At 61.9% G+C, this 25,650-nt stretch carries 18 protein-coding genes and 1 tRNA gene; 14 read left to right on the forward strand and 5 right to left on the reverse strand.

Going from position 1 to position 25,650, the window contains the following annotated elements:
• Positions 1-14 precede the first annotated feature (14 nt).
• The 4 genes from odhB to C8C96_RS14835 all read left to right on the forward strand — a co-directional run bounded on the left by odhB (position 15) and on the right by C8C96_RS14835 (position 4,675).
• Positions 15-1,286 carry a 2-oxoglutarate dehydrogenase complex dihydrolipoyllysine-residue succinyltransferase gene (gene odhB / locus C8C96_RS14820; protein ID WP_121942782.1) on the forward strand — a complete coding sequence of 424 codons (1,272 nt, stop codon included), beginning with the start codon at positions 15-17 and terminating at the stop codon, positions 1,284-1,286.
• A gap of 90 nt (positions 1,287-1,376) precedes the next feature.
• Complete coding sequence (gene lpdA, locus C8C96_RS14825; RefSeq protein ID WP_056063383.1) at positions 1,377-2,804, forward strand: dihydrolipoyl dehydrogenase; 1,428 nt, start codon at positions 1,377-1,379, stop codon at positions 2,802-2,804.
• A gap of 81 nt (positions 2,805-2,885) precedes the next feature.
• Positions 2,886-3,983: a cell division protein ZapE gene (gene zapE / locus C8C96_RS14830; RefSeq protein WP_056063379.1), complete on the forward strand. Its 1,098-nt coding sequence runs from the start codon at positions 2,886-2,888 to the stop codon at positions 3,981-3,983.
• A complete protein-coding gene (locus C8C96_RS14835; RefSeq protein ID WP_121942783.1) occupies positions 3,980-4,675 on the forward strand; it encodes a hypothetical protein in 696 nt (231 codons plus the stop codon). The genes zapE and C8C96_RS14835 overlap by 4 nt, the downstream gene beginning before the upstream one ends.
• Positions 4,676-4,808: 133 nt before the next feature.
• On the opposite strand, the gene C8C96_RS14840 is transcribed toward C8C96_RS14835, so the two are convergent.
• Positions 4,809-5,615, reverse strand: coding sequence for a PP2C family serine/threonine-protein phosphatase (locus C8C96_RS14840; protein ID WP_056063373.1), 807 nt, complete (start codon positions 5,613-5,615; stop codon positions 4,809-4,811).
• A 107-nt stretch (positions 5,616-5,722) separates the two neighbouring features.
• Here C8C96_RS14840 and C8C96_RS14845 point away from each other — a divergent pair, with 107 nt between their 5' ends.
• A complete protein-coding gene (locus C8C96_RS14845) occupies positions 5,723-5,926 on the forward strand; it encodes a YdcH family protein (RefSeq protein WP_108499247.1) in 204 nt (67 codons plus the stop codon).
• On the forward strand, positions 5,926-7,998 hold the full coding sequence (locus tag C8C96_RS14850) for an ATP-dependent DNA helicase (RefSeq protein WP_121942784.1): 2,073 nt from the start codon (positions 5,926-5,928) through the stop codon (positions 7,996-7,998). The genes C8C96_RS14845 and C8C96_RS14850 overlap by 1 nt, the downstream gene beginning before the upstream one ends.
• On the opposite strand, the gene C8C96_RS14855 is transcribed toward C8C96_RS14850, so the two are convergent.
• Complete coding sequence (locus C8C96_RS14855; protein WP_056744462.1) at positions 7,961-8,758, reverse strand: outer membrane protein assembly factor BamD; 798 nt, start codon at positions 8,756-8,758, stop codon at positions 7,961-7,963. The two genes, C8C96_RS14850 and C8C96_RS14855, sit on opposite strands and share 38 nt — an antisense overlap.
• 209 nt (positions 8,759-8,967) lie before the next feature.
• On the opposite strand from C8C96_RS14855, the gene dnaE reads away from it, so the two are divergent.
• The 3 genes from dnaE (at position 8,968) to clpA (ending at position 15,373) form a co-directional block, all read left to right on the forward strand.
• Positions 8,968-12,501, forward strand: a complete 3,534-nt coding sequence (dnaE, locus tag C8C96_RS14860) for a DNA polymerase III subunit alpha (protein ID WP_121942785.1) — start codon at positions 8,968-8,970, stop codon at positions 12,499-12,501.
• A 97-nt stretch (positions 12,502-12,598) separates the two neighbouring features.
• Positions 12,599-12,967, forward strand: a complete 369-nt coding sequence (gene clpS, locus C8C96_RS14865) for an ATP-dependent Clp protease adapter ClpS (protein WP_015013909.1) — start codon at positions 12,599-12,601, stop codon at positions 12,965-12,967.
• A 57-nt stretch (positions 12,968-13,024) separates the two neighbouring features.
• Positions 13,025-15,373 (forward strand): ATP-dependent Clp protease ATP-binding subunit ClpA, encoded by a 2,349-nt coding sequence (gene clpA, locus C8C96_RS14870; RefSeq protein ID WP_121942786.1) that lies wholly within the window; start codon positions 13,025-13,027, stop codon positions 15,371-15,373.
• Between the two features lie 110 nt (positions 15,374-15,483).
• Here the strand turns inward: clpA and C8C96_RS14875 are convergent, their stop codons facing one another.
• Positions 15,484-17,679 (reverse strand): AsmA family protein, encoded by a 2,196-nt coding sequence (locus C8C96_RS14875; protein WP_370107359.1) that lies wholly within the window; start codon positions 17,677-17,679, stop codon positions 15,484-15,486.
• 191 nt (positions 17,680-17,870) lie between these two features.
• Here C8C96_RS14875 and C8C96_RS14880 point away from each other — a divergent pair, with 191 nt between their 5' ends.
• Both C8C96_RS14880 and C8C96_RS14885 read left to right on the forward strand, forming a co-directional pair.
• Entirely contained in the window at positions 17,871-18,779 is a 909-nt protein-coding gene (locus C8C96_RS14880) for a pseudouridine synthase (RefSeq protein WP_121942788.1), read from the forward strand.
• 199 nt (positions 18,780-18,978) lie between these two features.
• The gene (locus C8C96_RS14885; RefSeq protein ID WP_121942789.1) at positions 18,979-21,006 is read left to right on the forward strand and encodes a Cache 3/Cache 2 fusion domain-containing protein; all 2,028 of its coding nucleotides are present in this window, start codon (positions 18,979-18,981) and stop codon (positions 21,004-21,006) included.
• A gap of 73 nt (positions 21,007-21,079) precedes the next feature.
• Here C8C96_RS14885 and C8C96_RS14890 read toward each other — a convergent pair.
• A tRNA-Gly gene (locus tag C8C96_RS14890) sits at positions 21,080-21,153 on the reverse strand.
• A gap of 220 nt (positions 21,154-21,373) precedes the next feature.
• On the opposite strand from C8C96_RS14890, the gene C8C96_RS14895 reads away from it, so the two are divergent.
• From C8C96_RS14895 to C8C96_RS14905, 3 genes are all read left to right on the forward strand, one after another.
• Positions 21,374-22,291: a sulfurtransferase gene (locus tag C8C96_RS14895; protein WP_121942790.1), complete on the forward strand. Its 918-nt coding sequence runs from the start codon at positions 21,374-21,376 to the stop codon at positions 22,289-22,291.
• A gap of 125 nt (positions 22,292-22,416) precedes the next feature.
• Positions 22,417-23,640 carry a YeeE/YedE family protein gene (locus C8C96_RS14900; protein WP_121942791.1) on the forward strand — a complete coding sequence of 408 codons (1,224 nt, stop codon included), beginning with the start codon at positions 22,417-22,419 and terminating at the stop codon, positions 23,638-23,640.
• A gap of 38 nt (positions 23,641-23,678) precedes the next feature.
• Positions 23,679-23,945, forward strand: coding sequence for a hypothetical protein (locus tag C8C96_RS14905; protein ID WP_147455685.1), 267 nt, complete (start codon positions 23,679-23,681; stop codon positions 23,943-23,945).
• 171 nt (positions 23,946-24,116) lie between these two features.
• On the opposite strand, the gene C8C96_RS14910 is transcribed toward C8C96_RS14905, so the two are convergent.
• Positions 24,117-25,613, reverse strand: coding sequence for an NAD-dependent succinate-semialdehyde dehydrogenase (locus C8C96_RS14910; protein ID WP_121942792.1), 1,497 nt, complete (start codon positions 25,611-25,613; stop codon positions 24,117-24,119).
• Positions 25,614-25,650 lie beyond the last annotated feature (37 nt).

Consider the following 25,650-nt stretch of genomic DNA (forward strand, 5'->3'; position numbering starts at 1 on the left):
CCGAAAGAATTGATATGGCTATCGTAGAAGTCAAAGTCCCCCAGCTGTCCGAATCCGTGGCCGAAGCCACCATGCTGACCTGGAAGAAAAAGGCCGGTGAGGCCGTGGCCGTGGACGAGATCCTGATCGAGATCGAAACCGACAAGGTTGTGCTCGAAGTGCCCGCACCGTCCGCTGGCGTGCTGGCTGAAATCATCCAGGGCGACGGCGCCACGGTGGTTGCCGACCAGCTCATCGCCAAGATCGACACCGAAGGCAAGGCTGGTGCCGCGGCTCCTGCTCCGGCAGCAGCAGCTCCTGTTGCCGCCGCAGCGCCTGTTGCTGCTCCTGCCGCTGCCGCTGCCGGTGGCTCCAAGGGCGATGTGGCCATGCCTGCCGCCGCCAAGCTGCTCGCCGACAACAACCTGTCTGTGTCGGCCGTGGCCGGTTCGGGCAAGGATGGCCGTGTGACCAAGGGCGATGTGCTGGCCGCTGTGGCCGGTGGCGCCAAGGCTGCCGTGGCAGCCCCCAGCGTGATCCCCACCGGTGTGCCCTCCAAGACACTGCCCCAGGTGGCAGCGCCCGCTGGCAAGGAAGACCTGAGTGGCCGCCCCGAGCAGCGCGTGCCCATGAGCCGCCTGCGTGCCCGCGTGGCCGAGCGTCTGCTGCAGTCGCAATCGACCAACGCCATCCTGACCACGTTCAACGAAGTGAACATGGCTCCGGTGATGGAGCTGCGCAAGAAGTTCCAGGACAGCTTCACCAAAGAGCACGGCACCAAGCTGGGCTTCATGTCCTTCTTCGTCAAGGCTGCTGTGCATGCCCTCAAGAAGTACCCTGTGCTGAACGCCTCGGTGGACGGCAACGACATCGTCTACCACGGCTACTTCGACATCGGTATCGCCGTGGGCTCTCCCCGTGGCCTGGTCGTGCCCATCCTGCGCAATGCAGACCAGATGAGCTTCGCCGACATCGAGAAGAAGATTGCCGAATTCGGCAAGAAGGCTGCGGAAGGCAAGCTGGGCATTGAAGAAATGACCGGTGGCACGTTCTCCATCTCCAATGGCGGCACGTTCGGCTCCATGCTGTCCACCCCCATCATCAACCCGCCCCAGTCGGCCATCCTGGGCGTGCACGCCACCAAGGATCGCGCCGTGGTCGAAAACGGCCAGATCGTGATCCGCCCGATGAACTACCTGGCCATGTCCTATGACCACCGCATCATCGACGGCCGCGAAGCCGTGCTGGGCCTGGTGGCGATGAAGGACGCGCTGGAAGACCCATCGCGCCTGCTGTTCGACATCTGATCCCCTGACTGTATCGACCCACCCGCGTGGCCCGGCCTCTGGTCCTGCCCGCCGGTGGGTCTTTCTCCAACTGACTGAACGAGATTTCCCATGAGCAAACAATTTGATGTGATCGTCATCGGTGGCGGCCCCGGCGGCTACATCGCCGCCATCCGCGCCGCCCAGCTGGGCTTCAATGTCGCGTGCATCGACGAATGGAAGAACGAAAAGGGTGGCCCCGCACCGGGCGGCACTTGCACCAACGTGGGCTGCATTCCCTCCAAGGCCCTGCTGCAGTCGTCCGAGCATTTCGAGCATGCCAACAAACACTTTGCCGAGCATGGCATCACCGCCACTGGCGTCAAGATGGACGTGGCCAAGATGATTGCCCGCAAGGACACCGTCGTGAAGCAGAACAACGACGGCATCCTGTACCTGTTCAAGAAGAACAAGGTCAGCTTCTTCCATGGCCGTGGCTCGTTCGTGAAGGCTGCCGAAGGCGGTTACGAGATCAAGGTGGCAGGTGCCGCTGAAGAGACGCTGACCGGCAAGCAGATCATCATCGCCACCGGCTCCAACGCCCGTGCGCTGCCCGGCACGCCGTTTGACGAAGAGCTGGTGCTGTCCAACGATGGCGCGCTGCGCGTTGGCGCCGTGCCCAAGAAGCTCGGCCTCATCGGCTCGGGCGTGATCGGCCTGGAAATGGGCTCGGTCTGGCGCCGCCTGGGTGCTGAAGTCACCATCCTCGAAGGTCTGCCCACTTTCCTGGGCGCGGTGGATGAGCAGATCGCCAAGGAAGCCAAGAAGGCCTTCGACAAGCAGGGCCTGAAGATCGAGCTGGGCGTGAAGGTCGGCGAGATCAAGACCGGCAAAAAGGGTGTGAGCATTGCCTACACCAACGCCAAGGGCGAAGCCCAGTCGCTGGACGTGGACAAGCTCATCGTCTCCATCGGCCGCGTGCCCAACACCATTGGCCTGAACTCCGAAGCTGTTGGTCTGCAGCTCGACGAGCGCGGCGCCATCGTGGTGGATGCTGACTGCAAGACCAATCTGCCCGGCGTCTGGGCGGTGGGCGACGTGGTGCGCGGCCCTATGTTGGCCCACAAGGCCGAGGAAGAGGGCGTTGCCGTGGCCGAGCGCATTGCCGGCCAGCATGGCCATGTCAACTTCAACACCATCCCCTGGGTCATCTACACCAGCCCCGAGATCGCCTGGGTGGGCCGCACTGAGCAGCAGCTCAAGGCCGATGGGGTCAAGTACAAGGCGGGTAGCTTCCCGTTCCTGGCCAATGGCCGCGCACGTGCGCTGGGCGACACCACCGGCATGGTCAAGATGCTGGCGGATGCCGAGACCGACGAGATCCTGGGCGTGCACATCGTGGGTCCACAGGCCAGCGAGCTGATCTCCGAGGCCGTGGTCGCCATGGAGTTCAAGGCCAGCAGCGAAGACATCGCACGCATTTGCCATGCGCACCCCAGCTTGAGCGAAGCCACCAAGGAAGCAGCGCTGGCGGTGGATAAGCGCACGCTGAACTTCTGATATTGGGTCTCAATCGGCTGCAAGCGTATGATTAACATGCGCTTGCAGCTATCAATTTTGTAGTATCAGAGCAACCGCAAAGTGACCGTCAAACAGGCTTACCTGGCCGAGCTGGCCGCCAAAGGCTATCAAAGCGACCCCGCCCAGCTGCGAGCAGTGGAAGCCCTGCAGCGCTGTGCTGACGAGTGGGCCCAGTACAAGGCTCGGCGCTCCAACGCGATCAAGAAGCTGATCAACCGCCCGGAGATTCCCCGCGGTGTCTACATGTATGGCGGGGTGGGGCGCGGCAAGAGCTTTCTGATGGAGTGCTTTTTTGACGCTGTGCCCCTGAAGCGAAAGGTGCGCCTGCACTTTCACGAATTCATGCGTGAAGTGCATCGCGAACTGGCAGCCCTTCAGGGCACGGTCAATCCGCTGGATGTGTTGGGCGAGCGCATTGCCAAACGCTACAAGCTCATCTGTTTTGATGAGTTCCATGTGGCGGACATCACGGACGCGATGATCCTGCACCGATTGCTGGTGGCGTTGTTCGACAACGGCGTTGGCTTCGTGACCACTTCCAATTTCAAGCCTGACGACCTTTACCCCGGTGGCTTGCATCGCGACCGTATCTTGCCCGCCATTGCACTGCTCAACGAGCGGCTGGAGGTGGTCAATGTGGACAACGGCACCGACTACCGCCGGCGTACGCTGGAGCACGTAAAGCTGTATCACACGCCACTGGGCGCAGAGGCGGATGCCGAGATGAACCAGGCGTTCGACCAACTCGCTGAAGTGCACGATGAAGACCCCGTGCTGCATATCGAGGCGCGCGAAATTCGCGCCCGTCGCAAGGCTGGCGGGGTGGTGTGGTTTGACTTCAAGACACTGTGTGGTGGTCCTCGATCGCAAAACGACTACCTGGAAATTGCAACGCAGTTCCACACGGTGTTGCTGTCCGATGTTCCTTACATGCCTGTGAGCATGGCGTCGCCTGCGCGGCGCTTTACCTGGCTGGTGGATGTGCTGTACGACCGCCGGGTCAAACTCATCCTGTCGGCGGCTGTGCCGCCCGAGCAGTTGTATACCGAAGGGCCTTTGGCTCACGAATTTCCGCGCACAGTGTCCCGGCTCAACGAGATGCAGTCCAAGGAGTTTCTGGCGCTGGAGCGCCGCATGGTGGATACGGGGTTGACATGAACAAGACCGGTGGTCGCTTTTTGGCGGTAGTGCTGGCGCTGGCTTGCTCAACACTGCCTGTGCTGGTCGCCCCGGCCTGGGCCGCGACGGGGGTAGAAGTAGATGCCGCATCCGCGTCGACCGCTGCACATCGCAAAGTGGAGCGTGACCGAATCAAAATGGAGCGCGAGGCACTGACGGCCCGGCGGCAGCAGGATGAGGCGGTGTGCTACCAACGTTTTGCCGTGGAGGATTGCTTGCGCGGTGTACGTGCCAAGGCTCGGGAGTCCCACGACCGATTGCGTGCGCAGGAAATTGAACTCAACGATGCCGAGCGCAGGGAGAAAGCGGCGGAGCGCCTGCGGGCCATTGAAGACAAGCAAATGGCCGTACCGCCAGCGAGCAAACGCGCTGACGCGCAGGTTCGCAAGCCATCCGCCGATCCGGATGTTGCCAAGGCACAGCGGGACCAGGACGCACACCAACGCGCGCAGCAACAAAATAGCCGTGCCCAGGTTCAGGCCAGTGAACAGGCGGCCCGCGCTGCGGGGACTGCCGAGCGCGCTGCCCAATCGCGTGCCAAACATGCCCAGGCGCTCCAAGCGGCGGAGGAGCGCCGCGCGCGGGTCGAAAAATCTCAAGCTGATGCCCTGGCTCAGCGCCGCAAGCCTGCAGCGCCCTTGCCAGCGCCTGCTGCTTCTGCGCCTCGCTGAGTTTGGAAGGGCCGCCGAGCCAAGCAATCAGTGGCCGAGTGGCTGACGATAGGGTAGCGGCGACTACCTGCTGGTTGCTCGATGGGTTTGCGCTCACCCGTCGACGCTCCGATGGGTGGTGCGGACAATACCCTCAGGGCCGACCCGTGTCCAGCGGCGTCAGGCGCGCAATCTTTTTCTCTTCGGCCAGGGCTTCGATCTTGACGACCACCAGCGACAGGTTGTCGCCGCCTCCGCGTGCCCGGGAGCGGGCTTTTTCAATCAGGAACTCCGTCGCTTCGCGGGGCGACAGCGAATCGACCACCGATGCCAGTTCGGTGGGAGAAAAGTAGTGCCAAACCCCATCGCTGCAGGCCAGCAAGACATCGCCCGGCTGAAGTTGCGGAATGACGTGGGTAGTGATGGGCGGGTCACTCTCTGTGCCCAGGCAACCCACCAGAATGTTGGAATGAGGATGGTTGTTGGCCTCGGCTTCCGTCAGCTCACCCCGGTCCACCAGGGCTTGCACATAAGAGTGGTCGCTGGTGCGGAATGCCAGCCGTGAGCCTTGAAAGTGGTAGATGCGCGAGTCGCCCGCATGCACCCAATGGCAGTCGCCCCGGGGATTGATGAGAAACGCAGCGATGGTGCTGTGAGGTTCCTGCTCTGCCGATATGGCCGTCAACCGGATAACAATGTGGGCCTCTTCAACCATGTTCTTGAGCATTGCCACCGGGTCATCGGTGTCGGGCGAGTACCGCTCGAACAGTTGCCGTGCTGTCATCATGACCTGGTCTGATGCCTTGCGCCCCCCGCTGCGGCCGCCCATCCCGTCGGCAACCACACCCAGAACGCAGCCGTTGTGCCGCTCGTGGGAGATCAGGGCCACCTGGTCTTGCTGGTATTCGCGGTCACCCTTGTGGATGCCGGTGGAGGCGATGAGGCGAAACGCTTTGGTCATGCTGCAGATTGTGGGGGCGCCTACGCGAACGCCTGTCGTGGAAAGCGGGCCAAGCGCGTATTATCCGCCCGCCTGTGGCATTTTTGCCATGCCCATGGCCTCCTGCCTTGAAACCCAGCCTGCACTCTCCCCACCGTCAGTTGATCGAGCTGCGCATGGAACATGCCGATCTCGACGCACTCATCGACCGGTGTAAGCCCGAAGCGGCACCCGACGAACTCACCCTGCGCCGTCTCAAAAAGCGCCGACTCGTGTTGCGTGACGCGATGGAGCGGCTGGAGCGGCAACTTCAACCGCAAGAGCCCGCCTGATGTCACTGGAGGCCATGGTGCCCGAGGTGTTTGCCCCCGATGGTGTGCTGGCGAGGGCGGATGGGCATTTTCAACCGCGTGACGGTCAGACCCAGATGGCCATTGCGGTGGCCCAGACCATTACAGAGGGAGGGGCGCTGGTGGTGGAGGCAGGCACCGGAGTGGGCAAGACCTTTGCCTACCTGGTGCCGGCCTTGCTGAGTGGCGAGCGGGTGCTGTTGTCTACCGCGACCAAGGCCTTGCAAGACCAGTTGTTCGCCCGCGATCTGCCCCGCTTGGCGCGCATCCTGGGGCTGCCCGTTCGCATGGCCCTGCTCAAGGGGCGCGCTAGTTACTTGTGCCTGCACCGCATGGAGCAGGCACGGCAGGATGCTCAGGCCTTGGACCGAGGCGTCGCCCGCGTGCTGGCCAAGGTGGAGGACTGGTCGCGCCAGACCGTATCCGGCGATCTGGCCGAGCTGACAGGGTTGGACGAGCGATCGCCCGTGATCCCCCTGGTCACCTCGACGCGTGAGAACTGCCTGGGGTCTTCCTGCCCGCGTTTTCGGGATTGCCATGTTCATCGGGCGCGGCGCGAGGCGTTGGCTGCGGACATCGTGGTCATCAATCACCATCTGTTCTTTGCGGATGTGGCGGTACGCGAGTCAGGCATGGCCGAGTTGCTGCCGACGGTGCGTGTGGTCGTTTTTGATGAGGCCCACCAGATCAATGAGACTGGCGTGCAGTTCTTGGGTACGCAGATTTCCACGGGGCAATGGTTGGACTTTGCCCGTGACCTTTTGATAGCCGGGCTGCAGCATGCGCGAGGTCTGGCTGACTGGACAGGCCTGGCGCAGCTTCTGGAGTTGTCTGCACGGGACCTCCGTCTGGTCGTGGGTACCGCTGCTTTCCAGGGGCTGAATGGCATTTCGGGAGGGGGCAGATTGCGCTGGACGGAGGAGGCTCCCGAAGGTGTCTCGGGCGCCGTATGGCAGTCCGCGCTGCGCGCACTGGCCTCTGCGTATGCACAGGCGCTGGAGGCCCTGGACACCGTGAGCGAAATGTCCCCCGATCTGGAGCGCCTGTACGAACGGGGCAGTGCACTATTGGCCCGGCTGGCCAGGTTTTCAGGCCCGTGCCAGGCCGATGCGGTGCGTTGGCTCGATGTGGGTAACCAGTTGCGCCTGATCGAGTCCCCGCTGGACATTGCAGACGCCATGCGCACCCGGATTCTGGCGTCGCCCGCTGAAACCTTGGACGGCGAAGCTTGGCCCGAGGAGCCTGGCGCAAACGCCGGCAGGGCGTGGATTTTCACCTCTGCGACCCTGGGTGCGGACGAGGCGTTGACCTGGTTCACCGAACGAGCTGGGCTCACGGATGCTCGCATCCTTCGGGTGGCCAGCCCCTTCGACTATGCGCGACAGGCGGCTTTGTATGTGCCGCGCCAGTTGCCGTCGCCTGCAGATCCGTCCCACAGCCGTAGCGTGGCTGACTGGGTTGCACTGGCCGCCGAGCCGCTGGGCGGGCGCACGCTGGTGCTGACCACCACGCTCAAGGCCTTGCGCACCATTGGCGACGCACTCAAAGCACGTTGGCAGGCTTCAGGCACGTTGGAGGTGCTGGTGCAGGGCGAGTGGCCCAAGCGGCGCCTGATGGAGCGGTTTCGCGAAGGGGCATCGGACGGGCGGCAGGGTTGCGTGCTGGTGGCTTCGGCTTCCTTCTGGGAGGGGTTTGATGTGCCAGGCGATGCTCTGCAACTGGTGGTTATCGACAAGCTGCCTTTTCCGCCCCCGGGAGATCCATTGGTGGAGGCTCGCACCCAACACATCGAAATGGCTGGTGGCAAAGCGTTCACTGCCTACGCTCTGCCAGAGGCGGCGGTGGCACTCAAGCAAGGTGCCGGGCGTTTGATCCGGCATGAAGCGGATCGGGGTATTTTGGTGGTGGGCGACACGCGCCTCATCACGATGGGTTATGGCAAGCGCTTGCTGGCGACTTTGCCCCCCATGCGCAGGCTGGAATCGCCAGAAGAGTTTCAGTCTGCGCTGATGGCGCTTACCAAACCTTCCACCACGGATCCGATTTGCCTTTGACGCCGCCATTCAGATAGGCGCTTTGAGGGTAGGACTTGTCCATCACGCGGCGTGCATCGTCCCGCAGCTGGGTCATTCCGAGCGCGTCGTACGACTGGATCAGGATGTACAACGCCTCTTCCAGCGCGGGCACGCCCTGGTAGTCTGCCAATGCGACCTGCGCGCGACTGATGGCAGCCACATAGGCGCCACGCTGGAAGTAGTACCGCGCCACATGTACTTCATATTGGGCCAGCGAGTTGACGATGTAGGTCATGCGCTGGCGCGAGTCCTGCGCATAACGGGACTCAGGAAAGCGTGTGACCAGTTCGCTGAATGCTTCAAAGGAGTCTTTGGCCGCCTTTTGGTCACGCTCTGATAGATCCTGGCGCGAGATAAATGAGAACAGACCCAAGTTGTCGTTGAAGTTGACCAGGCCCTTCAGGTACAGCGCATAGTCCAATGCAGGGCTGGCAGGGTGCAGCTTCATGAAGCGGTCCAGCGTTGCGACGGCTTGCGCCTTTTCGCCCGCCTTGTAGTGGGCATAGGCTTTGTCAATCTGGGCCTGCTGTGCCAGTGGCGTGCCTGCCGCACGGCCTTCCAGCTTTTCCAGCAGAGGAACGGCCTTGTCATACGCCCCGCTGTTCATTTCGTCCTGGGCTTCCGAGTGGATGCGATTGGGACTCCAGCCTGCCGTTTTATCAACTGTGGTGCTGGAGCAGCCAACCAGCAAACCAGCCAGCAGCAGGGCGGAAACAAGGGGCAGTGGGGCACGCAGCATCGCAAGCAGCTTTCAGCAAAGAAGGAAAAAGGTGCACAAAAAAAGGCCCGAGGGTTCAGTCATAGGGGAGTGCGCTTGGCGTACTCGTCACGGAAGCCTTCGGCGCCATTTCAGGCACGAAAAAGCATTGTACTGGTGGCGCCAGCAGCGCCAAGGCGCTGCCGACGCAAGTCCTGTTGGAGAGTCGCAGGGGTTTCTACAATGCCTGCATGTTTGTTCATTTGCGCCTGCACACCGAGTTCTCCGTCGTTGACGGTACCAATCGCATCGACGAGGTGGCCAAAGCGGCCGCCAAGGACGGCCAGCCCGCTCTGGCCATCACCGATCTCAATAACCTCTTCGGGGCGATCAAGTTCTACAAGGAAGCGCGAGGTAAAGGTGTCAAGCCCATCTTGGGTGCAGAAATCTTTCTTGAAGGCGAGGCGGGAGGTGTCCCATCGCGCCTTATCCTCCTGGTGCAGAGTCGCCAGGGGTATCTGAATCTGTCGGAGCTGCTGGCCCGGGCCTGGACGCGCAATATCGTCAAGAACCTGGCGCTGAGCACTTGGACGTGGCTGGAAGAGCTGTCAGAGGGATTGATTGCCCTGTCTGGCGCGCAGGCGGGTCCGGTAGGGCAAGCGCTGATGAAGGGGGATGAGTCAGGTGCCGCCGACGTTGCGTTGCGCTTGGCGCGCATTTTCCCACACCGGTTTTACATCGAGCTGCAACGGGCCGGCCGAAACGACGATGAAGCCCATGTGGTGGCAGCCGCTCAGCTTGCTGCCCGGTTGAACCTGCCGGTGGTGGCGACCCACCCCGTTCAGTTTGCCGAGCCCGATGATTACGAGGCCCACGAGGCGCGCATCTGTATCGCCGAGGGGGAAATCCTGGCAAACCCGCGTCGTGTCCGCAAGTTCACCCGCGACCAGTATTTCAAGTCCTCGGCGGAGATGGAGGCCTTGTTTGCCGACCTGCCATCGGCCATCGCCAATACGGTCGAGATTGCACAACGCTGCAACCTGACCCTGGTGCTGGGCAAGCCGCAGCTCCCGGATTTTCCGACGCCCAACGGCATGCCCATCGACGAGTATTTCCGCTACGCGTCGTTCGAAGGGCTGGAGGAGCGCCTGAAACATCTTTTTCCTAACGAAGCTGAGAGGGACAAGGAGCGCCCGCGCTATGTCGAGCGCCTGGAGTTCGAGCTGGGCACCATCCTTAAAATGGGGTTCCCGGGCTACTTTCTGATCGTGGGTGATTTCATCCAGTGGGCGAAGCAGAACGGCTGCCCAGTGGGGCCCGGCCGTGGCTCCGGCGCCGGTTCGCTGGTCGCTTATGCGCTAAAAATCACTGACCTGGACCCGCTGCAATACAACCTGCTGTTCGAGCGGTTCCTGAATCCGGAGCGCGTGTCGATGCCCGACTTCGACATTGACTTTTGCCAATCCAACCGCGACCGGGTGATTGACTACGTCAAGGACAAGTACGGCAAGAACGCCGTGAGCCAGATCGCTACCTTCGGCACGATGGCGGCCAAGGCGGCCATCCGCGACGTGGGCCGGGTCATGGACATGAGCTACACATTTTGTGATGGCATCTCCAAGTTGGTGCCCGGCAAGCCTGGCATGTCTTACACCCTGGCCTATCCGCCTGAGGTGAAAAAGGAAGGCGACAAGAACAACTATGCGCTGGAACTGGAGCCCATGCTCTACGAGCGCGTGCGCAAGGAAGAAGACGTCAAGACCGTCATCGAGATGGCGCAAAAGCTTGAGGGCATGACGCGCAACATCGGCATGCATGCCGGTGGCGTTCTGATCGCGCCTGGCAAGCTCACCGATTTTTGTCCGCTGTACCAGCAGCCGGGCAGCGAGTCCGCTGTGAGCCAGTATGACAAGGACGACGTGGAAGCCATCGGCTTGGTGAAGTTCGACTTCTTGGGGCTTGCCACGCTCACCATTCTGGAAATTGCGCGCGAGTTCATCATGAAGCGGCACAAGGGCCAGGAGAATTTCGCGTTCGAAAATATTCCCCTCGACGACGGACCCACTTATCGACTGTTCTCTGAGGGTAAGACCGAAGCAGTGTTCCAGTTTGAAAGCCGCGGCATGCAGGGCATGTTGAAAGAGGCGCGCCCCAGTCGACTGGAAGACCTCATTGCCCTGAATGCGTTGTACCGGCCGGGGCCTATGGACCTGATTCCCAGCTTTGTGAACCGCAAACATGGCAAGGAAGAGGTCATCTACCCCCACCCGCTGGTAGAGCCGGTGCTGGCCGAGACCTACGGCATCATGGTGTACCAGGAGCAGGTGATGCAGACCGCCCAGGTGCTGGGGGGATATAGCTTGGGTGGCGCCGACATGCTTCGGCGTGCCATGGGGAAAAAGAAGGCCGAGGAAATGGCCGAACACCGCGCCATTTTCCGCAAGGGTGCAGCGGAGAAAGGCATCAGCCAGGAGAAGGCCGACGAGGTGTTCGACCTGATGGAGAAGTTCGCGGGCTATGGCTTCAACAAGTCACACGCGGCTGCTTACTCCCTGCTGGCGTACCACACTGGCTGGCTCAAGGTGCACTACACGGCCGAGTTTTTCTGCGCCAACATGACTGTGGAAATGGACGACACCGACAAGCTCAAGGTGCTGTTCGAGGATGCACACAAGATGGGGCTGTCGTTCGAGCCGCCGGACGTGAATCGGGGCTTTTATCGGTTTGAACCAGTCACCGACAAGATCATCCGTTACGGTCTGGGGGCGGTGAAAGGCACTGGACAGCAGGCGATCGAAGCGATCGTCGCGGCCCGTGAAGGGCGCGGTGAAGGCCCCCAGGGTTCGACCAAAGGGCCCTTCAAAAGTCTGTTTGACTTCTGCGTGCGAGTGGACAAGGCCCGCATGAACAAGCGCACGGTCGAGGCCCTGATCAAGGCGGGTGCCTTTGATTCGATCCATCTCAACCGGGCGGCCCTGGTGGCCTCTATTGATCGGGCCTTTGACTTTGCTGCCGCAACGCTGGCTAACGTCAATCAGGGCGGCTTGTTTGACATGATGGGTGATGATGCCCATGGCTCCAGCACCCAAGAGCCCGATCTGGTGGACGCAACGCCCTGGGGTATCAAGGAGCGGCTTACGCTGGAGAAAACCGCCGTCGGGTTCTACCTGTCTGGCCATCTTTTTGATGAAGTGGCCACCGAGGTGCGCCGCTTTGTGCGCACCCAGATCGATGAGCTGCTTGACAGCCGTGAGCCCCAGGTACTCGCCGGCATCATCAGCGACTTTCGGGTCATCAACGGGCAACGCGGGAGGCTGGGACTCTTCAAGCTGGACGACAAGTCCGCTGTGATTGAGGCTTCTGCCGATGAGGCGTTGCTCAATACCTACCGCAATCAGCTCAAGGAAGATGAGTTTGTAGTGATGATGGGCCGGCTGCAGCTGGACCACTTCAGTGGCGGCCTGCGCGTCAAGGTGCAGCAGGTGTGGGACCTGGCGGGTGCGCGTTGCCGGTTTGGCAAATACCTGCATGTGACCGTGGGTGATAAGGCGCCAGATGTGCCGCGCTTGGTGCGCGAGTTTCCGCCGTTGCGCGAAGAGGTCGCCGAAGGGGAGTTGGTGCACGGGTTGCGCGTGCGCATGGGCGTGCGGTGCAAGTCGGACGATGCTGCTGCAGTGGCAGAGTTGCAACTGGGCGAAAACGCGCGTTTCTACCCCAGCGATGCTGCGTTGGCGGCATGGACCGCCCAAGTGGGTGCCGGTGCCGCCAATGTGGTGTACGAGTGATTGAGTTCCCCGCAGAAGTTTCTGTAAGCCGTGGGTTGAAAAATACCTGGTCAACAACCAGCTTCTCCTGCAGCGGCACCCTGTTCGGGTCGCTAGAATGATTTTCATGGCAACAAAACCACCTTCACCCCCCACCGCGCCGCCCGTGACCCGGCCTGCGCGGGATGATGGCGGTTCGGTCGTGCTCGAGAGGCGCACCCAAAAGACCCAGCCGCCGCAGATGTACCAGGTGGTCATGCTGAACGACGACTACACGCCCATGGAGTTCGTCATCGTGGTTCTGCAGGAGTTTTTCAGTAAAGACCGCGAAACTGCCACCCAGATCATGTTGAAGATCCACCTCGATGGCAAAGGCGTGTGCGGCGTTTATTCGCGCGATGTGGCAGCCACCAAGGTAGAGCAAGTGCTTGACGCCGCCCTCAAGGCGGGCCACCCACTGCAATGTGTCAGTGAGCCTGTTGAATAACAGGTCTTTTGTCCCGATCTAAAGTTATCCCTTCCACGCAAGCACAAAGGAGTTCACATGATTGCCCAGGAACTGGAAGTCAGCTTGCACATGGCCTTTGTTGAGGCCCGTCAGCAGCGCCACGAGTTCATCACCGTGGAGCATCTGTTGCTTGCATTGCTCGATAACCCCAGCGCAGCGGAGGTGCTGCGCGCATGTTCGGCCAATATCGATGATCTGCGTTCATCGCTGGCGAATTTCATCAAAGACAACACCCCGCAGGTCGCGGGTACCGACGAGGTGGACACCCAGCCTACGCTGGGATTCCAGCGCGTGATCCAGCGCGCCATCATGCACGTGCAGTCCACGGGCAACGGCAAAAAAGAGGTGACGGGTGCCAATGTGCTCGTGGCAATTTTTGGCGAAAAGGACTCGCACGCCGTGTACTACCTGCACCAGCAAGGTGTCACGCGTCTGGATGTGGTGAATTTCATTGCCCACGGTATCAAGAAGGGCGAGCCGCCCGAGCCCGCTAAGGCCGAGAATCAGGCCGAGGGCGAAGAGGGCGGTGGTGGTGAGCGTAACGAAAAGGCGTCGCCGTTGGAGCAGTTCACCCAGAACCTGAACCAGGCCGCCAAGGATGGCAAGATCGATCCATTGATCGGCCGCCATTACGAGGTCGAGCGTACGATCCAGATTTTGTGCCGTCGCCGCAAAAACAATCCTCTGCTGGTGGGCGAGGCAGGGGTGGGCAAGACTGCGATTGCCGAGGGCCTGGCTTGGCGGATCACGCAAAACGATGTGCCCGAGATCCTGGCCGAGGCAACGGTTTACTCCCTGGACATGGGTGCGCTGCTTGCGGGCACCAAGTACCGTGGCGACTTCGAGCAGCGCCTCAAGGGCGTGCTCAAGTCGCTCAAGGACAAGCCCAACGCCATCCTTTTCATCGACGAGATCCATACCTTGATCGGTGCGGGTGCGGCCTCGGGCGGCACGCTCGATGCCTCCAACCTGCTGAAGCCCGCGCTGTCCAGCGGCCAGCTCAAGTGCATCGGTGCGACCACTTTCACGGAGTACCGGGGGATCTTCGAGAAGGATGCTGCCTTGTCGCGCCGCTTCCAAAAGGTGGACGTGGTGGAGCCCAGCGTGGCCGAAACCATCGACATCCTGAAGGGGCTGAAGTCTCGTTTTGAAGAGCATCACAGCGTGAAGTACGCTGCAGCTGCCCTGCAGGCTGCGGCAGAACTGAGCGCCAAGTACATCAACGACCGCCACCTGCCCGACAAGGCAATCGACGTCATCGATGAAGCCGGTGCGGCCCAGCGCATCATGGTGCCGAGCAAGCGCAAGAAGACCATTGGCAAGGCCGAGATCGAAGAGATCGTGGCCAAGATCGCGCGCATTCCGCCTGCCAACGTGTCCAATGACGACCGCGGCAAGTTGCAGACGCTGGAACGTGACCTGAAAAGCGTGGTGTTTGGCCAGGACAAGGCATTGGAAGTGCTTGCCAGTGCCGTCAAGATGGCGCGTTCGGGTCTGGGCAAGGGCGACAAGCCGATCGGCTCGTTCCTGTTCAGCGGTCCCACCGGCGTTGGCAAGACTGAAGCGGCCAAGCAGCTTGCCTACATCATGGGCATCGAGCTGATCCGTTTTGACATGTCCGAGTACATGGAGCGCCATGCCGTGAGCCGCCTGATTGGCGCGCCTCCAGGTTATGTCGGTTTCGACCAAGGTGGTCTGCTGACGGAAGCCATCACGAAGAAGCCGCACGCGGTGCTGCTGCTCGATGAGATCGAGAAAGCACATCCGGACATCTTCAACGTGCTGCTGCAGGTCATGGACCACGGCACGTTGACGGATAACAACGGTCGCAAGGCCGACTTCCGTAACGTGCTTATCATTATGACCACCAACGCTGGCGCCGAGACCATGAACAAGGCGACCATTGGTTTTACCAACCCGCGGCAGGCGGGCGATGAAATGGGTGATATCAAGCGCCTGTTCACTCCTGAGTTCCGCAACCGGCTGGATGCCATCGTCAACTTCAAAGCGCTCGATGAACAGATCATCCTGCGCGTGGTGGACAAGTTCCTGCTGCAGCTGGAGACGCAGCTGGCCGAGAAGAAGGTGGAGGTCACCTTCACCGATGCCCTGCGCAAGCACCTGGCCAAGAAGGGGTTCGATCCGCTGATGGGCGCGCGCCCTATGCAGCGCCTGATCCAGGACACCATCCGCCGCGCCTTGGCTGATGAGTTGCTGTTTGGCCGCCTGACGGAAGGGGGACGCCTGACCGTGGATATCGAGATGAAGAAGGACGACAAGGGTGTAGAAACACCCGATGTGCTGCTGGATATCCAGCCTTTGCCAAAGAAGGAGCGTTCAGCGAAGTCCGAGCCTGCAGAGCCTGAAGAGGCGACGGCCGAATGACATCGGGTCCTCGCAGATCCACAAAAAGCCCACGGTTCACGCCGTGGGCTTTTTCATTGGCGATGGCCGCTGGGGCCCACACACCCGCAGAGGCGGTGTTGAACTGTTTTTTAGCGTGATGGCGTGCGTGCGACCGGCGCGCCAGCGCGCCCTGCCTTGACCGGTTGTGTAGCCTGAGCAAGCAAGGGCGCGCACTGCGCGTCGTCGTCAGCTCCGGGTACCGTTACAGGTAACAATGCCAAGGCGGCAGGCGCGGCCACCGCAGCGGCAATGGCTGCCCCGGCGCGCAACAGCAGGGGGCCTGGTTCTGCGCCCACATCGGGTTTGCCCAGCGTGCCGCGCACGTACAGCGGAGTGCGCAGCGAGAAGAACTTCCACTCCAGCGACGCTGGTTTCACGCTCAGGTTCAGGCGTTCCTCTGCCATGTCGATGGTGCCCGTGACATCCACCACCGCCTCGTTGGTGCTCAGCTTGGCGGTGCGGACCGTGGCAAGGCCTTCGCGCACCGCCAGATCTGCCACCGCGCAACGCAGTTGCACTTCTTTGTTGTCGCCAAACAGTTTGCCCACCACGATGCTGCCTACGTTGAGTGCAGCGCGGTCCAGTAGTTCGCGGCTCAGAGTGCCATCGCGCACATACAGGCGGGCCTCGCCGCTGCTGCTGCCAAGCCACTGCGCTACGGAATTCCCCTGGCCATTCAGCGCCATGGCGCCATCGAGTCGCCCCAGGCTTTTTTGGGTCAGTTCCACCTCGGGAAACAGTGCAGCGAGCCGCAGGTTTTGCACGCGGGTGTCCATGTGTACCGTCAGCGGTCGTTTGCGGCTGTCCAGCACCAGTTTGGATTCAATCTGGCCTTTGGCCACACCAAAATGCAAGGGTTCCAGGCGCAGCACGGCATCGTCCAATACGGCATGCACGCTAAGGTCCTCCAGCGGCAGGCTGTTGGGTCGGATCACACGCTGCCCCGCGAACTTGAGATCCATATCCATGGTGCTCCAGCGATCGGTGGCAAACGCAGCGTTGGGCAGCACCTTGCCATTGCGGCCAGGCTGGGCAGTCGCCGTGGTGGCTGTACCGAGCACTGGTCCCAGGTCCACCAGGCGCAACTGATTGGATGTGATGGCGCCTGAAAGTTTGCCGCGTGGCGCAGCCGACACGAAGCGCAGATTGCCGTGCAGATCGCTCTGGCCTACCGTACCAGTGAAGTCACGGTAGTCCCATACAGCACGGCCTGGTTGCAGACTGCCCTGCAATCGTCCCTGGGTCTGAAATGCGGGCGTATTGGGCAGGACAAGACCCGTGAGTGCATACAGGTCTGCCATGCTGGCGCCTTTGAGCATGACTTGGAAATCCATCCCTGACAGCGCACCAGGGTTTGCCAGAATGCCCCGAACGGCTGTTTCTACGCTGCCCGCCTTGGCGGTGAATTGCAGGGGGTAGTTCACCTCTTTGTCGCGCAGCGAGAGCACAGAGCCGGCCTGACCCTGACCCTCGATACGCGCCTTGCCCAGCGTGCCCTTGAGGTCGAAGCGCACGCCATAGACTGGGGTGCTAGAGGCACTCGCCGTGCCGGACGCAGGCGATGCAGCATTCCCCGATGCAACGACTGTCTGCCCTTCGCTCAGGGTGTCGACGCGGACGGTCAGATCAAGGTCTTGCTTGGCGTCGTTATATGCCAAATGCCCCCCGCGGACCGATAGCTGATGAATGCTGAACGCCCAGCGCGGCGTGGCGTCATCGGGATCCCTCTTTGGGAGCAGCGTCCAATTGTTGCTGCCGTCGCGCAGGCGGGCGAGGGAGATGTCCGGGCCAGATAGCTCCAGGGTATCAATGACCACTTGCCTCGCCAGTAGTGGCCAAAGCTTGAGCGATGCGCGCGCCATCTCGGCGCGTGCCGTGGTTTGGGGCGTTGCGGCTTTGCCAGGACGGGCAAATCCTGGCGGGTCTTGCAGAACCAGCTGGGTTCCCTGCACAGTGATGCCGGGAACCCAGCGGTGCCACCCTTCTTCAAGGGGCTGTGGCCAGTGCCAGGATGCGGATAAATCGCCCTCCACCGCAAACTGTCTTCCGGCTGCCTCGCTGAGGGTTTGGTCGATCCAAGGTTTGGAGCGGTTCCAATCCCACTGGCTCAGCGTTACAGCGCCTATCAGCAGCAGTCCTACCATGACTCCCGCTACGCCACAGGCAATGCGGACCCTGCTCTGGCCCTGCCTCGGGCGAGGCGTTGAAGTCACTCCCGCTGGTGCCATTGCCGTCGCCGTTGCGCGTGCAGATGTGGTGTGCTGGTCCGTTTGGGGTCTTGTCATAGAGCAGCCATGCTAGCCCGCAGAACGCAAATTTGCGTCGATTGCGTTGGTCAACAGGCCTTTTGGCGTGCTTGTCCTACAGCGCTGCTCTGCATGGGCTTTGTGCTCCACCTGTATGCGCGGGTGAAGCGCTATCCCCGGTCGGGACTGGCGTATCTTGACGCCGACCAACCCCCTAGAATTTGCACGCCATGCACAACCCTCGCCATCCCCATGTATTGCCCGTGCGCGATGGGGTGAGCCCCAGCTGCGTGGTACTGCCTGTGCGAGGGCAGGGCAGCATGCTGGATTTTTTGACAGAGCGGCTGCCGGCCGTATCCCGTGAAGGGTGGCAGGAGCGCATGGAGGCGGGTGTCGTGGTGGATGAACGCGGGCGGGCCGTGTTGCCTGATCGGGCTTTTGAGGGAGGGCTGCGCCTTTACTACTATCGTAGCCTTCCCTCCGAGCCCGCCTTGCCGTTCAGTGAAGCGGTGGTGTACCAGGACGAGCATCTGGTGGTGGCAGATAAGCCGCACTTCATGCCGGTAACGCCCTCAGGCCGGTATCTGCATAACACCTTGCTGGTACGCCTCAAACGCCGGTTGGGGCTGCCCGAGCTTTCGCCATTGCACCGCATTGACCGTGATACGGCTGGGTTGGTGATGCTGTCAGTGCGTCAGGCAACGCGCGGTGCGTATCAGGCGCTGTTCCGCGACCGGCAGATCATCAAGCATTACGAGGCCGTTGCACCGTGGCGCGCCGACCTGACCTTCCCGCGTGACCACCGCAGCCGGTTGGAGGAGAGTCCGCAGTTCTTTCGTATGCAGGAGGTGTCGGGCGAGCCCAATAGCTACACCCATATCCAGGTGCTAGAGGTCACAGGCGACTGGGCTCGGTACCTGCTGTCGCCCGTCACTGGCAAGCGCCACCAGTTGCGCGTGCATATGGCGGCCCTGGGGCTGCCACTGCGCAACGACCCATTTTATCCCGTCGTCAACGACCCGCCCGAAGGCGACTACTCGCGGCCTCTGCAGCTGTTGGCGCGGTCTCTGGAGTTTGTGGATCCCGTCACTGGGGGACAAAGGGTTTTTGAAAGCAGACAGGCGCTGAGCCTGCCTTGAACACGCTGGGACCTCGACGCAGACTTGCATGACGACGTCTGTGTCTGCTGCAGCGAGCTGTTGTTGCGGTGGCTTTTTGCAAGGGTTTTCCCTATGCCTGAAAAGGCCATTGCACTGGCGATGGTTTTGTTTTTGCGCGACTTCGGGTACTTTGGTTCTCCGTATGCACGTTGATGCATAAATTACCCAAAAGCACCAGATGATTCCCTCAAGCTCCCGCCATTCCGTCGCCTTCAAGCTGTCCTTGACGGCTTTGCTCAGTCTGTTGGCGGTTTTGTTGGCCACGATGGGCATCGTCAGTACCCTGCTCTGGCAAGACTTCGGTCGCCTCGCGCGTGGAGATGCCATGCAATACGCCGCCCAGGTACGCACTTTGGTCCAGACCTTTGATGAAACGGCGCAAGAGCAGGCCAAGCGCGACTTCACCCTGTTCAAGGCAAATTTCCCAGGTCAATTCACCGTCGCAGAGTCGCCTGGGGCCGATGGAAAGCCCGAGGCGGTGCTGTCTTTCCAGGGGGCCTCCGTCAATGGCGACTTTGAAGTGGTGGACCGATTCTCCAAGGACAGCACGGGAGCCGTGGCCACGATTTTCGCGCGCACCGGCGACGATTTCATTCGTGTGACCACATCCCTCAAAAAGCAGGATGGTGAGCGAGCTTACAAGACCCTGCTGGACCGTAAGCACCCGGCCTATGCCCTCATGAATGAGGGCAAAACCTATATCGGCCGTGCCAGCCTGTTTGGCCGTGAGTACATGACCGTGTATGAGCCCATCCGCGACGGGACTCGCACCATCGGCATCCTGTTCATTGGCTCCAACATGGGTGCCATTCTGGGCAAGCTCGACACCGTGATGGCGGGACAAAAATTGTTTACCTCGGGTGCTGTGTATGCCGTCAATCTCTCATCGGGCCCCGCACGGGGCAGTGTTTTCGGGTTGCCCGGCGCGGGCAAGTCCCTGAAGTTGGATGACAAGGACGACAACGCAAAGGCTTGGCTGGCGTCGTTGGCTGCGGTTCAGTCCTCTGGCGATCTGGAGTCCGGTTGGTCGCCCCGTCGCAGCGGTGAGAGTGATACCGCCACCCGCTACGTGGCGGTTGAGCACTACAAACCCTGGAGCTGGGTCATCGTTGCCGAGGCACCTTTGACAGAAATGATGAGTGAGGCGCGCGGCGTGCTCACCTGGCTTTGGCTGGGTGTGGCGGTGGCACTCGCGTTGCTCACAGTGGTGCTGTTGGTGGCTACGCGCAGGCTGGTGGGTGCCCCCGTGCAGCAGCTAAGCACAGCCCTTGGCTATCTGGCGCAGGGGGATCTCACGCACGCGGTGTCCGTCCGGTCGCGCGATGAAATCGGCTCTCTGGCCCAGGCCATGGAAGGCTTTCGCGTCCGGTTGGTGGAAAGTTTGGGCACGGTGCGTACCAGTGCCGTCAGCGTATCCGCTGCCAGTACGGAGATTGCACAGGGCAACCAGGACCTGTCAGGCCGTACCGAAAGTCAGGCCAGTGCGTTGGAGCAGACGGCGGCCAGCATGGAGCAACTGGGCGCCACCATACGCCACAACGCCGACAGCGCAAGCCAAGCCAACCAACTGGCCGTGGGGGCTAGTCGGGTTGCCCAGCAGGGTGGTGAGGTGGTGTCCAAAGTGGTCCGCACGATGCAGGACATCAACAACAGCAGCCAGAGGATCGCCGACATCATTGGTGTGATCGACGGCATCGCCTTTCAGACCAACATCCTGGCGCTCAACGCGGCGGTCGAGGCAGCACGCGCGGGTGAACAAGGTCGCGGCTTCGCGGTGGTGGCCGCCGAGGTGCGCAACCTGGCCCAGCGCACGGCAGCTGAAGCCAAGGCCATCAAGGAGCTGATTGGCGCCAGCAGCGCCATGGTGCAACAGGGCTCGGTGCTGGCCGATCAGGCGGGCACCACGATGCAGGAAGTCGTCAGCTCTATCCAGCGCGTGGCCGACATGGTCTCTGAAATCAGCGCGGCCAGTAACGAGCAGACCGCCGGAGTTGGCCAGGTGGGTGAGGCTGTCACACAGCTCGACCAGACCACGCAGCAGAACGCGGCGCTGGTGGAGGAAATGGCTGCGGCTGCCAGCAGCCTGCGCACGCAGGCGCAGCAGATGGTTGAGGCCATTGCGCGGTTCAACCTGGGCCAGGTTGCGACAACGGCGCGTATGCATGTGCCTGCATCGGACCGTGCCGTGCCAAAGCTCGGCGGCTAGAGAGCATCGACAGAAAGACATCAGCCCATGAAAAAACCTGCCAGGCATTGCTGCCTGGCAGGTTTTATTGATTTGGAGCGGGTGAAGGGAATCGAACCCTCGTATGAAGCTTGGGAAGCTGCCGTTCTACCATTGAACTACACCCGCGACGCTCCGGATTATAGGCAGCATCCGCCAGCCGTCTGGCAAGCGCTTTGTGCAAGCGTGCAAAACGCATATCCATAGCCGAACATGTTGGTTGGTTGTGATCGCGTCGGGCTCTAAATTCCTTCCACCTGCTGCACTGCACAGGCACTTCAAAGAAAAGGAACGGATGCCAATGACAACCCAACGCACTCTCTCATCACAATGGTTTGGACGCCGCTGGATGCGTGCCTCCTTGGCATCCTGCATAGCGTTGTTCGGTGGAACTTTGCTCGCTGCCACCCCCATCCCCGCTGGCCCTCTGGTCACCACCGAATGGCTGGCGCAGAACCTGGACAACCAGCAGGTGCGCATTGTGGAGGTGAGCGTGAACCCAGGTCTGTACGAGCGCGGCCATGTGCCGGGTGCGGTCAACTTCTCTTGGCACCAGGACCTGAACGACCGGGTGCGCCGTGACATCGTGAGCAAGGAGGCGTTTGAGTCCCTGTTGTCCAAGGCGGGCGTTTCGCAAGACACCACGGTGGTGCTGTACGGCGACACCAACAACTGGTTTGCTGCCTGGGGCGCGTGGGTGTTTGACATCTATGGTGTCAAGAACGTGAAGCTGCTCGACGGCGGCCGCAAGAAGTGGGAGGCTGAGAACCAGCCGCTGAACAACCGCGTGCCCGAGTTTGCAACCACCAGCTACCGGGTGGCCAAGGTGAACACCGACCTGCGGGCCCGCCTGTCCGATGCATTGGCCGCGGTAGAGGGCAAGAGCAATGCAAAGCTGGTGGACATCCGGTCGCCCGACGAATACGCGGGCAAGATTTTTGCCCCGGCCGGGGTGCCCGAGCTGAGCATCCGTGCTGGCCACATCCCCGGCGCGGCTAACGTGCCCTGGGGCCAGGCGGTCAAGGAGGATGGCACCTTCAAGTCCGCCGAGGACCTCAAAAAGCTCTACGCCAGCGCGGGCGTGGATGGCAGCAAGCCCATCATCACCTACTGCCGCATTGGCGAACGCTCCAGCCACACCTGGTTTGCGCTGTCCAAGATCCTGGGCTACAGCGTCAAGAACTATGACGGTTCGTGGACGGAATACGGCAATGCGGTGGGCGTGCCCATCACCAACCCGGCGGGCACCATCTGGGCCGCGAAGTGATTGGGCTGACCGACAGAACCTTTTGGGAAGAAGGTGCAATGCAAAACAAAGAGATCTTTTGAGTTTTGGTAGGGGGTCTCCTTTACAGCCCGCCTGGTGCGGGCTTTTTTTATGGGTGCGGTGCAATGACATCCAAGATCAATTTCTCTGGCGCAGGAGCCCTGGCGTCGCTCGCAGCGCTGGTGGCATTGGGTTGGGGTGCCCAGGCGGTTCAGGGCTTGCCAGGCGGGCGCACGCTCGTCTTTGCTTTGTTCACGGGCGCGGTGCTGGGGCTCGTGCTGCAGCGCTCGCGCTTTTGCTTTTACTGCCACGCGCGCGACTGGTTTGAAGACCGCAATCCGCGCGGGCTGCTGGCCATCGTGCTAGCGCTGGCGGTGGGGGTGGTGGGCTACACCGTGGTGCTGGGCAGCTGGTTGCCGGTGCCCCAGCCGGGCAAGCTTCCGCCCGACATGCACATCGGCCCCGTGAGCTGGGTGCTGGTAGCGGCTGGGCTGTCGTTTGGCATCGGCATGGTGGTGTCGGGCTCGTGCATCAGCGCGCACTGGTACCGGCTGGCCGAGGGGGCCACGGTATCGCCGTTCGCGCTGGCCGGGTCGGCACTGGGCTTCATCCTGGGTTTCAAGACCTGGAACCCCTTGTACAGCCAGAGTGTGGCCGATGCGCCCGTGGTGTGGCTGCCTGCCCACCTGGGGTATGGCGGCGCCTTGCTGGTGCAACTGGTCGGGTTGGCCCTGGTGGCTGCCTGGCTTTGGCGGGGCTTTGCGCAGGAGGCCGCCGCATCATCATCGCCGGGTGCAGTCCCTGCCGTACCAGGACTGCGTGCCGTGTGGCGCAACCTGTGGACCGGGCGCTGGCACTACTGGGTAGGCGGGTTGGTCGTGGGGCTGATTGGCACATTTGCCATTGTGCGCATGCGACCCCTGGGCGTGACAGCCACGCTGGGCAGCGCCGCACGCCAGTGGGCACAAGGGCAGGGCTGGATTCCAGACCGGCTCGATGGGCTCGATGGATTTGCGGGTTGCGCTACCGTGCCGCAGGCCACCTGGTTTGCCCCCAATGCCGCGCTGTTGGTGGGCCTGGTGGCGGGAGCGTTCGTGGCAGCTACAGCCAGCCGCCAGTTCGTGCCGCGCTGGCCCACGTGGCGCGATGCTGTACGGGGCCTGTCGGGCGGCGTGTTCCTGGGCTGGGGGGCGATGACCGGGCTGGGCTGCACCATTGGCACGCTGCTGTCCGGCGGCATGGCGGGTGCGCTGTCGGGTTGGGTGTTTGGGCTGTCCGTATTTTTTGCGGTGTGGTCCGGTCTGCAGATCAAGCGGCTGTGGCTGAGCGGGGGGCTGCAACAACGCTGAGTCCACCCCGCAGTCCTATCCGATACACTGCGGGCCGCATGGACGCGCACATGAAACCGATGACTCTGACGGCTTGGCTCTGGCGGGCGGTGCTGGCCGCAGGTGTGGCTGGCTGCGCCTACACACCCCCCGCGCCGTTCGTTGTTGTTGGCAACGGGAAGTCGGTATCCATCAACTGGGAAAATTCAACGCTGGGCCCTGACGGAGCCCTCAATGCGGCCGAAAAACATTGCGCACGATATGGCCTGGGGGCAGAACTGTCGGCCCAGGTCAGTCGCTTTGAAGTGATCTACCGCTGCGTGTAAGCCCCTCGCTGCAGACGCGCAAGAGACTTGGGGCGCCAAAGCGCGCAGGGACGCAATGCACCTGCGCTTTCAGATATTTTGGGCTCGAAGCGCTAGAGATACTTGCCTGTAATGCTATAAAAATAATAGCTATTCACCGGCAGAGCGAAGCGACAGCTCCCTGGCATCCGCTCACTGGCCGCTCTGGATGTCGCCCAGGCACAGGTATTTGATCTCCACATAGTCGTCCATGCCGTAGTGCGAGCCTTCGCGGCCCAGGCCCGACTGCTTGACGCCGCCAAAGGGTACGTGCTCTGTGGCCAGAATGCCCACGTTGGCACCGACCATCCCGTATTCCAGCGCCTCGGTCACGCGGAAGATGCGACCCACGTCGCGGCTGTAGAAGTAGCTGGCCAGGCCGAACTCGGTGTTGTTGGCTGCGTCGATGGCTTCCTGCTCGGTCTTGAACTTGAACACGGGCGCAAACGGGCCAAAGGTTTCTTCGCGGGCACACAGCATGTCGGCCGACGCATTGGCCACCACCGTGGGCTCGAAGAACTGCCCGGAGCCCAGACTCTTGAGCCGCTGGCCGCCAGCCACCACTTGGCCGCCCTTGGCCAGCGCGTCGTCCACGTGGCGCTGCACCTTGGCCAGCGCGGCTTCCTCGATCAGCGGGCCCTGGTTCACACCGGCTTCAAAGCCATTGCCCACCTTGGCCGTCTTGACCTTGGCGGCGAACTTGGCCACGAACTCGTCGTACACGCCTTCCTGCACATAAAAGCGGTTGGTGCAGACGCAGGTCTGGCCCGCGTTGCGGTATTTGCTGGCAAAGGCACCTTCCACGGCGCTGTCGATATCGGCGTCGTCGAACACGATGAAGGGCGCATTGCCACCCAGCTCCAGCGACATCTTCTTGACCGTGGGGGCCGACTGCGCCATCAGGATGCGGCCCACTTCGGTGCTGCCCGTGAAGCTGATGTGGCGCACCACGTCGCTCGCACACAGCACCTTGCCGATGGCAATCGAGTTGTCGCTGTCTGCGGGCAGGATGTTGAACACACCGGCCGGAATGCCCGCGCGGATGGCCAGTTCGGCGGCGGCCAGGGCGGTGAGCGGCGTCAGCTCGGCCGGCTTGATGACCACGGGGCAGCCCGCAGCCAGCGCAGGCGCGACCTTGCGGGTGATCATGGCCAGCGGGAAGTTCCATGGCGTGATGGCCGCGCACACGCCGATGGGTTGCTTGAGCACCAGCAGGCGCCGGTTGTTGTCAAACTGGGGCAGGGTCTCGCCGTTGATGCGCTTGGCCTCTTCGGCAAACCATTCCACAAAGCTCGCGCCGTAGGCGACCTCGCCCTTGGCTTCTGGCAGGGGCTTGCCCTGTTCGGCGGTCATGATGCGGCCCAGGTCGTCCTGGTTGGCCATGAGCAGGTCAAACCACTTGCGCAGGATGATGCTGCGCTCCTTGGCGGTCTTGGTCTTCCAAGGGCCCCAGGCGGCGTTTGCGGCGGCAATGGCGGCCTCGGCATCCTGCGGACCGAGATTGGCCACGTCGGCCAGCTTCAGGCCCGTGGCTGGGTCGTTCACGTCAAAGCGGCTGCTGCCCGCCACCCATTGACCGTTGATGAGGCCGTCAGTCTTGAGCAGCGTGGGGTCGTTGAGCAGTGCGAGGGGGGAAGTCTTCATGTCCATGGGGGTCTCCGGATGCAGGTGAAATAAGGGCAGAAAG

The sequence above is a fragment of the Acidovorax sp. 100 genome, from assembly GCF_003688355.1.
Taxonomy (GTDB): domain Bacteria; phylum Pseudomonadota; class Gammaproteobacteria; order Burkholderiales; family Burkholderiaceae_C; genus Acidovorax; species Acidovorax delafieldii.

Bases quoted from the DNA above. Each gene is read 5' to 3' on its own strand.
- odhB (WP_121942782.1), top strand. From the start codon at position 15: ATGGCTATCGTAGAAGTCAAAGTCCCCCAGCTGTCCGAATCCGTGGCC.
- lpdA (WP_056063383.1), top strand. From the start codon at position 1,377: ATGAGCAAACAATTTGATGTGATCGTCATCGGTGGCGGCCCCGGCGGC.
- C8C96_RS14835 (WP_121942783.1), top strand. From the start codon at position 3,980: ATGAACAAGACCGGTGGTCGCTTTTTGGCGGTAGTGCTGGCGCTGGCT.
- C8C96_RS14840 (WP_056063373.1), bottom strand. From the start codon at position 5,615: ATGACCAAAGCGTTTCGCCTCATCGCCTCCACCGGCATCCACAAGGGT.
- C8C96_RS14850 (WP_121942784.1), top strand. From the start codon at position 5,926: ATGTCACTGGAGGCCATGGTGCCCGAGGTGTTTGCCCCCGATGGTGTG.
- C8C96_RS14855 (WP_056744462.1), bottom strand. From the start codon at position 8,758: ATGCTGCGTGCCCCACTGCCCCTTGTTTCCGCCCTGCTGCTGGCTGGT.
- dnaE (WP_121942785.1), top strand. From the start codon at position 8,968: ATGTTTGTTCATTTGCGCCTGCACACCGAGTTCTCCGTCGTTGACGGT.
- clpS (WP_015013909.1), top strand. From the start codon at position 12,599: ATGATTTTCATGGCAACAAAACCACCTTCACCCCCCACCGCGCCGCCC.
- clpA (WP_121942786.1), top strand. From the start codon at position 13,025: ATGATTGCCCAGGAACTGGAAGTCAGCTTGCACATGGCCTTTGTTGAG.
- C8C96_RS14875 (WP_370107359.1), bottom strand. From the start codon at position 17,679: ATGACAAGACCCCAAACGGACCAGCACACCACATCTGCACGCGCAACG.
- C8C96_RS14880 (WP_121942788.1), top strand. From the start codon at position 17,871: ATGCACAACCCTCGCCATCCCCATGTATTGCCCGTGCGCGATGGGGTG.
- C8C96_RS14885 (WP_121942789.1), top strand. From the start codon at position 18,979: ATGATTCCCTCAAGCTCCCGCCATTCCGTCGCCTTCAAGCTGTCCTTG.
- C8C96_RS14895 (WP_121942790.1), top strand. From the start codon at position 21,374: ATGCGTGCCTCCTTGGCATCCTGCATAGCGTTGTTCGGTGGAACTTTG.
- C8C96_RS14900 (WP_121942791.1), top strand. From the start codon at position 22,417: ATGACATCCAAGATCAATTTCTCTGGCGCAGGAGCCCTGGCGTCGCTC.
- C8C96_RS14905 (WP_147455685.1), top strand. From the start codon at position 23,679: ATGGACGCGCACATGAAACCGATGACTCTGACGGCTTGGCTCTGGCGG.
- C8C96_RS14910 (WP_121942792.1), bottom strand. From the start codon at position 25,613: ATGGACATGAAGACTTCCCCCCTCGCACTGCTCAACGACCCCACGCTG.